The sequence below is a fragment of the Flavobacterium sp. TMP13 genome, from assembly GCF_050847115.1.
In the GTDB taxonomy this organism is placed as follows: Bacteria; Bacteroidota; Bacteroidia; order Flavobacteriales; family Flavobacteriaceae; genus Flavobacterium.
In genome coordinates this window covers 1439245-1452013 of the sequence record NZ_CP193656.1, presented here as the reverse complement: position 1 = coordinate 1452013, position 12769 = coordinate 1439245, and the positions used below count along the sequence as shown (strand labels likewise).

The following is a 12769-nucleotide window of genomic DNA, read 5'->3' as shown; positions in this document are numbered from 1 at the left end:
TTAAAAAATAAAAGCTATGATTACTCAAAAAGCAAATTATCAAACCACCTATTTTATTACTAAAATAATAATAGTACTGCTGTTGTTTGTTACTTCCGCGAAAGCGCAAATTCAGAAAGTAGAACCGCCGTTTTGGTATGCAGGGATGCACAATTCAGAATTGCAAATCATGTTTTACGGAAACAACATTGCAAGCTACGAGCCTTCGATTTCTCCTTCTATAGCGATTACAAAGATCGAAAGAACAGAAAACCCCAATTACGTATTCGTTACAATCGATACCAGAAACAGCAAAGCAACGGAGTACGTGTTTTCATTTAAAAATAAAAAAAACAAAGTAACTTTTACTCAAAAATACAGTCTGAAAGAACGAAGAGCTGATTCTTCTAATCGAGAAAGTTACGATGCTTCGGATGTAATGTATCTAATCATGCCGGATCGTTTTTCCAATGGTAATCCAAAGAATGACAGCAACTCATCGCTAGCCGAAAAAGCGAATCGTGCCTTACCTGGCGGAAGACACGGCGGGGACATTGAAGGAATTATAAAAAACTTAGATTACATCAAAGAATTGGGTGCAACTGCTATATGGAGTACGCCAATGAACGAGGACAATGATGCAACTTTCTCTTATCATACCTACGCACAATCTGATGTTTATAAAATAGATCCACGTTACGGAACGAATGAAGATTATGTGCGCCTAGCGAACGAAATGCACAAAAAAGACATGAAACTGGTAATGGATTATGTGACCAATCATTGGGGAATTACCCATTGGATGATGAAGGATCTACCCACTAAAAACTGGATCAATCAATTTGAACAGTATACCCAAACGCACCACCGACGCGAAGTTATTACCGATATTCATGCTTCAAAAGAAGATTTAGAAGTGTGTATTGATGGCTGGTTTGTTCCTTCGATGCCAGATTTAAACTTGAGAAATCCGCTAGTGGCAAAATACTTAACTCAAAATGCCATTTGGTGGATTGAATATGCCAATTTGGATGGATTTAGAGTAGATACTTACAACTATTCTGACCCTACAGCAATGGCAAATTGGGTAAAAGCAGTGACCGACGAATATCCAAACTTTAATATTGTGGGTGAAATCTGGATGCACAATCAGGCGCAATTGTCGTATTGGCAAAAAGATAGTAAAATTGGAGCGATTGAGAACTACAATTCGAATTTGCCAAGTGTAATGGATTTTACGTTTCAAGATCAAATTGGTTCGGTATTTAATGACGATGAGGCGACTTGGGATAATGGTATGATTAAAGTTTATAATAATTTTGCTTTGGATTATTTGTATCCTAATCCAAATAATTTATTAGTTTTTGCAGAAAATCACGACACAAACAGAATTAATGATTTATACAAATACGATTTGGCGAAGTATAAATTAGTAATGACTTTGCTGGCAACCATTCGTGGCACACCGCAATTGTATTACGGTTCAGAAATTGGAATGGGCGGAGACAAAAGCAAAGGAGATGCCGATATTCGTCAAGATTTTCCTGGTGGATGGGAAGGAGATGCTAACAATGCTTTTACTGACGCAGGCAGAACAAGCGTTCAAAAAGAGTATTTCAATTATACATCAAAATTATTTCAATGGCGTAAAACCAATGCTGCGGTTCATACTGGAAAAATGACACATTACATTCCGGAAAATAATATATATGTCTATTTCCGTTACAACAACGAGAAAACAGTTATGGTTATCATCAATAATAACAAAACGGTGCAAACCATAAAAACAGATCGTTTTAAACAAAATATCGCAACTTTCACAACGGGCAAAGATGTCATTTCAGATAAAACTATTAATTTAAGATCTGAAATTACAATAGAAGCAAAATCAAGTTTAGTATTAGAATTGGGGAACTAATTCAAGAATACATTTTGGACGAAATATAAAAAAGTCGCAGTGATAAATTTTAATCATTGCGACTTTTGCTTTTTAAGAAGTAGATTATTTTGAATTAAACTACGTATTGAATGCATCTAAAAAATAATATATACGGTAAAGTAACCTACTTTTAAAAATCTAAAAAAGGTTTTTATTTAAAATAGGTAATCACGATCTGCGAGAGAAAAATAAGACTTTCATAATATATTTCACATTCGCTACGACTGTTTTGCTAGGTTAAAAAAAAAGGAATCAACGATTTAAAATATATTTTCAGCAATTAAATCTTTTGCAATTTTCTTTTTTGGATAAAAAATGTTTAATTTAATTGAAATTTAAACTGCGGTAGATAAGCTTTTAAAATGCTATGTATTTAGTATTCAATTCTAAAATCCTAAAAAGATGAAAAAAATCATTTATGTAATTGTACTTTTTTCTTTATTCAGTTGTAAAGAAGACAAAGCTATTGTAAGCCAAAATTCAAAGTTATTTTACAATGGTGATATCCTAACAATGGAAGGAGATGAACCAACATATGCCGAAGCGGTAGTTGTTGAAAATGGAAAAATTGTATGGGTGGGAAGTAAAACAGAAGCTCAATCTAAGTATAAAAATTCAGAAGAAATTGACTTGAAAGGTCATACTTTATTACCGGGCTTTATTGATCCGCACAGTCACTTTGGTATGGTTTCCAACACTATGGGTCAAGTAGACTTGAATCCAGAACCAGTGGGAACTGTTAAAAATATCGATGACATTTTGGATAATCTTAAAAAATATAAAGAAAAAAATAATATCGCCGATAGTGAGTGGATTTTTGGTTGGGGCTACGATGATGGGCAATTGGCGGAAAAAAGACATCCAAACAAAAAGGACATTGATAAAGTTTTACCTAATAATCCTGTTTATTTGCAGCATACTAGTGGTCACATGGGCGTTGCCAATACAATGGGTCTTGAGAAATTAAAAATTTCAGCACGATCTAAAAATCCAGATGGTGGTAATATTGATCGTTTTCCTAACTCTCAAGAACCAACGGGACTCGTTCAAGAGACCGCAATGTATCCTTTTGTAAGAGGTATGTTAGAAATTTTAGGCTCTAAACAAGCCGAATATTTTGACACTACTCAAAACTATTACGCTTCGAACGGAATAACAACTGCACAAGATGGGATGACGGATAGAAATACAATTCGATTTTTTCAGTCGCAAGCCGATTCCGGAAAATTCAAAATTGATTTAATTTCGCTTGCGGGCTATTCTGAATTAGACAGTAATTTGGCAGACACTTCACTTAGATTTAAAACCTATAAAAACGGTTTTAAAGTGCAAGGAACCAAAATCGTGGCCGATGGTTCTCCACAAGGCAAAACGGCTTTTTTTAGTAAACCATTCTTAACCGAAGTTCCTGGCTGCCATCATGATTGCCGCGGTTTACCAAGTTTGACCCAAGACGCATTAAATAAATTGTTTGAAACGGCCTATAATAAAGACAATCAGTTATTTATTCATTGTAATGGTGATGCCACAATTGACATGGCACTATTGGCACATAAAAATGCCTGCGAAAAATTAAAACAACCTTTAGATAAAGACCGAAGAACGATTATTATTCATTCTCAATTTGCGCGACCAGATCAGTTGCAGTTATTTGTAAAATACAATTTGCAACCTTCATTTTTCACGAATCACGCTTATTTTTGGGGTGACGTGCACGTACAAAACTTAGGTAAAGAGCGTGCCGATTTTCTTAGTCCGATGGTTACTGCTAAGAGTTTGGGTTTAAAACCAACCAATCATTCTGATGCTACGGTTACACCAATTAATCCTATTTTCACCGTTTGGACTGCAGTGAATCGCGTATCACGTTCAGGCGCTGTAATTGGTTTAGCCGAAAGAACAACACCTTATTTCGCCTTGCAAGCCATAACCTCTTTTGCCGCTTATGAATTTTTCGATGAAAATTTAAAAGGCACTTTAACCACTGGCAAATTGGCTGACTTTGTGATCTTAGACAAAAACCCGCTAAAGGTAGATCCTATGGAAATTAAAAATATTCAGGTTTTAGAAACTATTAAAGAAGGAAAAACAATATTCAAAAAATAGGTTTTAAAAAAAATATAAATAAACATCAGATAAGAACTCTGATTTAAAAAAAAATATGGATTGGATCTTAATTGCACAAGCGGCTTATTTACTTTTAATATTTTTTGTGATTCTACGAGTGATTTTTGATACTCGAAGTAGCACCAAAGCTTTGGCATACATTCTTTTCATCATTTTTGTTCCTGTGGTAGGTATGATCTTTTATTTTTCATTTGGTATAAATTACCGAAAACGAAAGCTGTACACTAAAAAACTACAAATTGATGAACCGTTGCGATTAAAAATTCGTAACAAAATGAACATGCAGGCCGAAGCCATAAGCAATTCTGGTTTAGTCCCAGAGAAGCATCAAACATTGGCTGAGTTTATACGTCGTGCTGGTAGTAGTCCTTTAACGGCCAATAATAAAGTAAAACTTCTCATTAATGGCGAAGAAAAATTTGTGGAATTACTGACAGCTTTAGAAAAAGCAAAATCGCACATCCATCTTGAATATTACATTTATGAAAATGATCAGACTGGAAATGAAATCGCCGAAATACTGATTAAAAAAGCAAAAGAAGGTCTAGAAGTACGCTTTATGTATGATGATTTTGGCAGTCATGGTTTGGGGAAATTATTCGTTGAAAAACTGCAAAAAGCTGGCGTACAAACCGCTCCTTTCTATAAAATAAAATGGTATGCCTTGGCCAATAGAATTAACTACAGAAATCATCGAAAAATAGTTATTATTGACGGAACTATCGGTTTTGTAGGTGGAATTAATATGAGTGATAAGTATAGAAATGATTTGAATGCTAAAAATCATCTGTACTGGCGAGATACTCATCTAATGATACAAGGACAAGCGGCGTCTTACTTGCAGTATCTATTTGTGTGCGATTGGAATTTTTGCAGCAGTACACTATTAGCGTACAATAAAAATTATTTTCCAGACGTTTTACATGCCGACACTATTGAGAAGGAGGTGGTTCAAATAGCAGCTTCTGGTCCTGATAGCTCGCAACCACTTATATTTTATTCTCTTTTGGAAGCAATTAGTTCTGCAAAAAAAAGCATTTACATTACAAGCCCCTATTTCATTCCAGGTGAAAGTTTAATGGATGCTTTGATTATTGCCATACAAAGTGGACTGGATGTAAAAGTATTGATTCCGGGAATTTCTGATTCAAAAATGGTAAATGCTGCAGCGAGTGCGTATTACACCGAATTGCTCGAATATGGAGCGAAAATTTACCAATATAATAAAGGCTTTGTACATGCCAAAACGATGGTAATCGACGATGATCTGGCGATAATAGGTTCTGCAAATATGGATTATCGCAGTTTCGATCTCAACTTTGAAGTGAATGCAATGGTATACAGTAAAAACATCGCATCGCAACTTACAGCAGCTTTTGAAGATGATTTAAAATATACCATTCAAATAGACAAAGAGTCTTGGTTGAATAGACCTAAACACATTCACCTGTGGGAAAAGGTCGTTCGTCTGTTGTCTCCTTTTTTGTAAAACAGATTTAGAATTATTTGCTGATTTCACGTTCCTAATCTCTCTGTTTATTGAGCACATATTCCCAAAATCTTTACCAAAGCTAGTGTACAGATATTTGAAATCAGACCCGTTTTTAAACCCTTATCAAATTGGCTTACTGTATTTTACAAACTAATATTAGTAACCAGATAAAAGGCTGCCCAACCCACAAAAGCGATCAAAAGAATCCAAAGCCAAGTCGGAACCGTTTGTGGAGTTTCACTTCCTTCAATGATAAACTTCTCTTGATTTCCTTTATCGTATGCATTGATCATGAGCGGCACTGAGCCATCAACGACCTCGTTTTCTGATATTCCTTCGATAGCAATTGCAGGTCCGTTACGGACTATAAATTTTATTTTACGAATACCTTCCCTTCCCGTTGATGATTTACTAACCAATTTTAAGGTATGCTCGCCATCGGTCAGTTTTCGAGTATCCAATTCAAATTGAACAGGCGCTAACAATTCAGCGATAGGCTGCAAATCATCATCGATAAATAGCGATACTTTACTTTTATCTTCGTGCATTGTTTTAATTGTTTAAAATGGATTGTTTAATATGATCGGTATTTTTTTCACCTGGTTTTATTAAAAATTTCAATGAAAAAATTAAGGTCAAGATTGTGATTAATGTAATTACTGCAATAATCACCCAATCCCAATTGCTTGCAGGACCACCGCCGTGGGTTATTCCTTGTGTAATTTTAGGTTGTTGTTTTTCGCAGGTAGGACAAGCCCACACAACGGCATTTATACAAAAAAATGCTGCTAGGGTCAAGAGATATTTAATATCATTTTTCATCTCTCCAGTACTTATTTGCTTTTGCAATAGTTTGAAATTCAATTGCTACAACTTGCGCAGAACTAATTAATTGAACGGTATCTTCAGCGTATTCAGGTCGAAGCTGTTTGCGTTTCTCTGGATCTGTTTGAATGGCACCAATTGTTTTTCGTGCCATTAATATAGCCAAAGCTCTTCCTTCTTGTGGTGTCTTAGTTATTAAACTTTCTAACCATATTTCTGTATTTGCCATCATAATATATTTCGCTATTATTTAATTAAATCCATTAATTTTTTAACTTCTTCCGCAGTAACTGGTTTTGCAGCATTACCCCAACTGGTTTTTTCGTGATTTATAATCGCAGTTACTTCTTCGGGTGTCAGATTATTGTCTTTTCCGACCGCATTCATTGCTGCGTACTCTGGTCGAGCATCGTAGCCTTGCATAATAATATTTACGTACAGTTCGAGATCTTCACCTAAAACTACAGGACTTCCTTTTAGTGGCGGGAATGCACCTTTCAATCCTTCTCCATTCGCTTGATGACAGGCAACACAATTTTGTGTATAAAGCGCTCCGCCGTCTGGTAGATTTGCTGCTGCTCCAGTTGCTGCCACCGGAACTTCTTTCTTCTTATATAAAAACTCCATAGGCACTTTACCGTCTGGCAATTCTGTTTGCTTTAAACTTTGCAAATAGTTTACTAACTGAACCGCTTCTTTAGATGCAACAATTTTACCTGTAATTCCTACTCTAAATTCATCAGGAACAATAACCTCAATCTCATCTTTTCCAACTTCATTTTTAACTTCAAAAAGCCAAGGATATGCTGGCATAATCGATTTTTCTACCACAGCTCTTGGTTGGTATAAATGCAATAAATTCCAAGCCATGCTCGGTTGGCGCGTACCAATATTTGTTAAATCGGGCCCTGTTCGTTCCGTCCCCATCAGAGTAGCAGTATTTCTCCAAAAATCGGTTCTAGTATTTGCTGCATAATCAGCAGCAATTCCTGGCCTTTTCCCCCAAACTTTATCCATATCTACATTTCGAACTTGTTGGGTATGGCATGCCACACATCCGTTACTAATGTAAATTAGTTTTCCTCGCTGTGCGTCTGCACTTAAAGGTTCGTAATTGGGTAAAGTCGCATTATTTATTTGGTTGCTTATCGCAGGAAAAATAGCCACTGCAAGAGTTAAAATGACAAATAACCCCAAGGCGGTTAAGAATAGTTTTTTATGATTGTCGAAAAAATCCATTTCGTATATGTTAATTAGTTAGACCTTGATTATCCATTTCTTGCTTATCCAATTCTTGTTTTGCTCTCAATATGTCGATTGCCGATGTGGGTATTGGAGCATCAGTATTGGCTTTAATCATCACATAAAAATTATAAGCAAATAAAATGTGAGACAACCACATTAACGATCCACCAATTGCTCGCCACAGCCAATACGGCGCCATTAATTCGACACTGTCAATAAACGGTTTTCCTTCGATCCACATTAATCCACGAAGTGTTGAACCGTACATTAATGGAAATGTATAAAACAACAAGCCGATTAACGCCAACCAAAAGTGTGCACCAACAAGTACTTGCGAAGGCTCTTTTCCTGTTAATCTTGGTACAAGTGTATAGATGAAACCCCAAAGCATAAAACAAATAATCCCGTACATCGTTAAGTGCGAGTGTGCCACTGTAAAATCAGTGAAGTGCCAAACTAAATTCGTAAATCGAAAAGCTTCTGCTGTTCCTTGCAATGAACCTGTAAAGTAAAATATGATTCCGATTAAATAAAAAGGGAGTGTATAACTACTTGCCAATTTATGCCAAGAACCCTTAAAAGTCATTAAAAAGTTAGTGGTACCCGCAACTACAGGTATAACCATACCAACACTACCAACAATGGCAACGGTTTGCAACCACCACGGTATCGCACTAAAAATAAAGTGGTGCGTACCAATTAATGTATAAAATAAAATTTGAGTCCAAAAAGCCAAAATACCTAAGCTGTAAGAATAAATGGGTTTGTTTAATTGTTGTGGTAAGAAATAATACATTAAACCCAGCGTAAAAAGCATAAACCACATTCCTACACCTTGATGCATGTAATATCCTTGTACGATAGTTTCACCGAGTCCATTTTGCCAACTTGGCCAATACGCCACAATTGCAATAACCAATACATACATCATTGCGGCAACAATATACCAGTTGGAAACATAAATTTCTTTAGTCGTTTTTTTAGCAACTGTTTTTACATAATTGAGTAATGTTATGAAAACTCCAACACCAAACAATGCCATTACCGGCCAAATATATTCTCTGTATTCGCCACCACCATTATTGATACCGGCCATCAAACAAATAGTCCCAATAATAACGGAAGCGTTGATAAGAATAAGCGAATAATATACTGTTTTCACGCTATTGATTGGCGTATTGCTAACTCTCGGCACCACATAATACCCTAATCCAATCATTGCTAAAGATGCCCAACCCCAAAAAACAGCATTGGTGTGAACGGGTCTTAGGCGACCAAAACTAAGCCAGCTGTAATGATCAACATCGGGAGCTACGAATTTTATGCCCAAATATTCCCCGATTGTTGTTCCAAATAGCAACCAAAAAGTAGCACATCCTAAATACCATAAAATTAAGTTTGTCAATTCTGTACCGATGTAGGGGCGTGGCTGACTTTTTCTTTTTTGTTCGATGAAACGAAAACCTTCAACTTCATTAACATTGTTGATTAATCCCTTATTGTCAACTGCAGGCGAAACTCCACCTAACTCAGCATTGGTAAGTGCAAATTCCAATTCTCGCTTTCGAATCTCTAATTTTTTTACTTCTTCAGGATCTAACCCTTTGAGGTATTCATTAAATTTTTCTAATTTTTTCTTTTTAAGATATTTATCAAGTATGGCATACGCTTTTATGATTAAAATAATTGAAGCAATTATTAAGGGAATTGAAATAAGAATTATGGTAATAATGATTCCGGACTCGCTAAATATGTTTTTGGTTTCCATCTTTTTATTTATGTTGGATATTACAATCTACAATTTAAGAAAATTATTGTTAATGTTTTAAAAAAGCCAAACCTTTATCTAGATCTTCGGCTAATGATTTTATAGTAGTTTTTTCAAGCATGTGTCTTAGTTCGTCTCTTATCACTTTAAATTGACTGTGCAAAGAGCACGGTTTATTTTCATTACATCTACTTAAACCCAACCCACATCCGACGTAGATAGTATTGCCATCAATAGTCGAAACTATGTCGCTCAACTTTAGTTTAGGCAGCTCCTCCTGATCCATATAAAATCCACCTTTGGGACCTTTATCTGAATTAATAGTATTGTTTCGCACCAGTAACTGCAGGATTTTTGAAGTGTAAGCTACTGGAGATTCTATGGCAGCCGCAACTTCTTTTAAACTTACTTTGCGACTTAACAACGTTTGTTCTGCAATGTAAATAGAGGCTCTAATTCCATATTCGCAGGCTTTTGAAAACATATTTAATTTTTCTTTCTCTCAAAGGTAAGTAATAATTATAGTAGCGGACAAATTAGTCCATTACTATTTTCGAAAAAATTATGACATTTGTTATCTGATGTAAAATAGTTTTAAATGTACATCTTCCGAAAAACGCTGTGAATACATTCTCTACAAGTCCAAATGTTCTTCTTTATTACTAACAAATTTAAATCGCTGCTCCACTAATACTTTCTGCCTCGGTTTTCTGTACTTCTATTTCAGCATTAACTCCTACTTCTTCCTCTAATTGAAAGTCATCCTCTTCACCACTTTGTTTATTTTTTCGTCTGAATCGCTTTCGAAATGAAATTAGTTTTCGTTTTCCTAAACCTTCAAAATTTAAAAAAGTAATATAAACTAAAATAACGCTCGCCATTAAAATCATAAAACCATACAGTCTTTGGGTTGCATTAATCAAGGTATTTATTTTGACATTTCGATACAATTGCATGGCAGTACTTTTTGAATAAGCCGAAGCATCCATCTTTCCTGCAATGTTATTTAGTGACTCTACTTGGTAAAATCCATCGATATAATTTAAAAGAACACTCCACACACCTGGTCCGAGCATTGTTCTAGTTATAATTAAAATCGCGGCCACTCCCAACATCGCATCTACTGATAAATTACTCAGTGCATACAACCAAATGCCTATAAATAAAATGGTCATAGCAAAACCACGAATGACATTTGGAAAAATTAATTGATTGTAGCTCACGTTCGGTGAGATCAAAAAATACATACATACGTAATAGAACATAAAGGCCGTAAATCCGATAATAATGTATGTTTTTATAGACTTTTCTTTGGTTAGCCACAGTAAACTAAAAGCACTCGCGACTATAATACCCGGAATCATCCAAAGGTTATAGGAGTTGTCTGTAATGGTGCTAAATCCTAAAACTCCCCTAGTTATTCTGCTTTGCAGCGAACTTCCTGCTAACAAAAAACCCAACATAAAAAGCATCATAACGCCATGAATAACGTTATATTTATTCAAGGCTCTAAAATCTACAAAAGGTCTTTTAATAAGTTTTTGGCGCATTTGAAAAATGATAATTCCAATGATTACGATAAAAGTAGCCGTCACAATTGCATCGGATCTAAAATAATTTTGCTGTTTGGCAAACGCTATAAAATAAGCCATTGCCAGAAATACCGTCGCGTAAACGAACATTCCCATCCAATCAATGTAATATAATGGTACTTTTCGATCATAGCGTTGGTTGTGCATAAAAATGGTTGCCAATAATGCACAAACTAACATGATCATAGCCATTATAAAACTAGCATTTTGCCAAAAAGTAAAAAACCCTACTTTTGTTAAGAGATATCCAGCCACCTGCGGAATAATGATCGCTAGCGGATAAAAAATGGAATAAAATTTTGGTCGATTGCCAGTTGGACTAATTATAAACATCGTCGGCAAAACAACCTCCATCATGGCAAACATTTTAAAAAACCCGATGAAAAAGGAGCACGCTACAATTACAAAATTACTATCGGTAGTTCCGATAGCAAAGGACAATAACGCTAGAATTAAGAACGTACGCAGCATTAAATACTTGGTATGAAAAGCCATTTTAAAGCGGAAAATTACAGGCATACTCACTCCCATACCAACGATTCCCGCGTAATTAGCAAAAACCAACCACTCATTGTTCGTTCCTAAATCGCCAGACATATAACTTAAATTCCCAGTATACACTCCACTAATAACTAAAATTGGCAATAAAAAAAAGACAATCAATAGCAATTGTACTGGTTTGGGAACCCAATTTGCAAATAGACCTTTGTTGTACATGCTTTACTTTTTTAGAGTCATCACCACATTCATTCCTGCTTTTACATTATCAATTAATTTTTGATCATTATTTGAGGTGAATTCAATTTTTATTGGAATACGCTGTTGTACTTTTACAAAATTGCCGGCTGAATTATCTGTAGGAATGGCCGAATATTGTGATCCAGTAGCTGCTGAAATTGAAGTTACTTTCCCCTCAAATTTTGTTTTCCCGATCGCGTCAATCGTAAACATAATAATATCACCTTCTTTCACTAGAGGCATCTGAGTTTCTAAAAGATTGGCTTCAATCCATTTTGAATTTTTCTGAACCAAAGTTGCAATTTGTTGTCCTGGCTGAATAAACTGATCCGTTGTAATGGTTCTTCTTCCCATAATACCGTCTTCTGGAGCTGTGATTACAGCATACTTTAAATTCAACTCTGCTCGACTCAACGTTGCTTTAGCAGCATCAATTTGTGCGTCGCTAATTGCAATTTTTGACTGGGTTTCATTTGTAGATAAAACCGCTGTGTTTTTTTGGGTTTTAATGGCATTGTATTGCGATTGCAACGTTTTTACGGTAGTTTCTATTTGCTGGTATTGTTGTAGGGTTACGGCATCATTATCTAATAGATTTTTATAACGAGCTAAATCTGCTCGAGCATTATCCAATTGTGCTTTTGCACCATAAATATTTGCAACTACAGTATTCTCGCCAGTACTCACTCGGGCAACCGAAGACTTAGCAGATGCCTTATTGGCTACCGCTTGATTTAAACCAGCCTGCGCTTGTGCAATTACATTTCTAAAATCGGTATCATCCAAAATGACGAGTGTGTCACCTTTTTTAACTTCTTGGTGTTCTTGAAAACGAATTTGCTTGATATAACCTGGCACACGAGAATTTATAGGACTTATGTAAGCTTTTACTTGTGCGTCGTTTACATACGTGTCGTCATTAAAATGAAAATAATTTTTAAAGATAAACCAGATGGCCAATAGCGTCACAATAAACACAAACGAATTTAAAAGAGTCAGGTACAGTTTGTTTTTTGACTTGATTTTTTTATCTGTAGTTGCCATAATTGATTTATTTTTTAATG

The 12769-nt window shown here is 35.4% G+C and carries 11 protein-coding genes; 3 read left to right on the top strand and 8 right to left on the bottom strand.

The genetic code is table 11. The annotated features are described in order from the left end of the window. Window positions 1-16 precede the first annotated feature (16 nt). The 3 genes from ACRASX_RS06355 (at window position 17) to cls (ending at window position 5534) form a co-directional block, all read left to right on the top strand. Entirely contained in the window at window positions 17-1897 is a 1881-nt protein-coding gene (locus ACRASX_RS06355) for a glycoside hydrolase family 13 protein (protein WP_432222797.1), read from the top strand. A 423-nt stretch (window positions 1898-2320) separates the two neighbouring features. Continuing rightward, window positions 2321-4024 (top strand): amidohydrolase, encoded by a 1704-nt coding sequence (locus tag ACRASX_RS06350; protein WP_432222796.1) that lies wholly within the window; start codon window positions 2321-2323, stop codon window positions 4022-4024. A 55-nt stretch (window positions 4025-4079) separates the two neighbouring features. Further along, window positions 4080-5534: a cardiolipin synthase gene (gene cls, locus ACRASX_RS06345; RefSeq protein ID WP_432222795.1), complete on the top strand. Its 1455-nt coding sequence runs from the start codon at window positions 4080-4082 to the stop codon at window positions 5532-5534. 146 nt (window positions 5535-5680) lie between these two features. Here cls and ACRASX_RS06340 read toward each other — a convergent pair whose 3' ends face one another. The 8 genes from ACRASX_RS06340 to ACRASX_RS06305 form a co-directional block, all read right to left on the bottom strand. Continuing rightward, the gene (locus ACRASX_RS06340) at window positions 5681-6085 is read right to left on the bottom strand and encodes a cytochrome C (RefSeq protein WP_066312795.1); all 405 of its coding nucleotides are present in this window, start codon (window positions 6083-6085) and stop codon (window positions 5681-5683) included. Window positions 6086-6089: 4 nt separating this feature from the next. Continuing rightward, the gene (locus ACRASX_RS06335) at window positions 6090-6359 is read right to left on the bottom strand and encodes a hypothetical protein (RefSeq protein WP_066312792.1); all 270 of its coding nucleotides are present in this window, start codon (window positions 6357-6359) and stop codon (window positions 6090-6092) included. Then, window positions 6349-6594, bottom strand: a complete 246-nt coding sequence (locus tag ACRASX_RS06330) for a hexameric tyrosine-coordinated heme protein (protein WP_432222794.1) — start codon at window positions 6592-6594, stop codon at window positions 6349-6351. Before ACRASX_RS06330 ends, ACRASX_RS06335 begins: the two co-directional genes overlap by 11 nt. Window positions 6595-6608: 14 nt before the next feature. Continuing rightward, window positions 6609-7601: a cbb3-type cytochrome c oxidase subunit II gene (locus ACRASX_RS06325; RefSeq protein ID WP_432222793.1), complete on the bottom strand. Its 993-nt coding sequence runs from the start codon at window positions 7599-7601 to the stop codon at window positions 6609-6611. A gap of 10 nt (window positions 7602-7611) precedes the next feature. Beyond that, complete coding sequence (locus tag ACRASX_RS06320; RefSeq protein ID WP_432222792.1) at window positions 7612-9375, bottom strand: cbb3-type cytochrome c oxidase subunit I; 1764 nt, start codon at window positions 9373-9375, stop codon at window positions 7612-7614. Window positions 9376-9424: 49 nt separating this feature from the next. Continuing rightward, complete coding sequence (locus tag ACRASX_RS06315) at window positions 9425-9859, bottom strand: RrF2 family transcriptional regulator (protein WP_066312788.1); 435 nt, start codon at window positions 9857-9859, stop codon at window positions 9425-9427. Window positions 9860-10046: 187 nt separating this feature from the next. Beyond that, entirely contained in the window at window positions 10047-11684 is a 1638-nt protein-coding gene (locus ACRASX_RS06310) for a hypothetical protein (protein ID WP_432222791.1), read from the bottom strand. 3 nt (window positions 11685-11687) lie between these two features. Then, window positions 11688-12749 (bottom strand): HlyD family secretion protein, encoded by a 1062-nt coding sequence (locus ACRASX_RS06305; protein WP_432222790.1) that lies wholly within the window; start codon window positions 12747-12749, stop codon window positions 11688-11690. Between the last annotated feature and the right edge of the window lie 20 nt (window positions 12750-12769).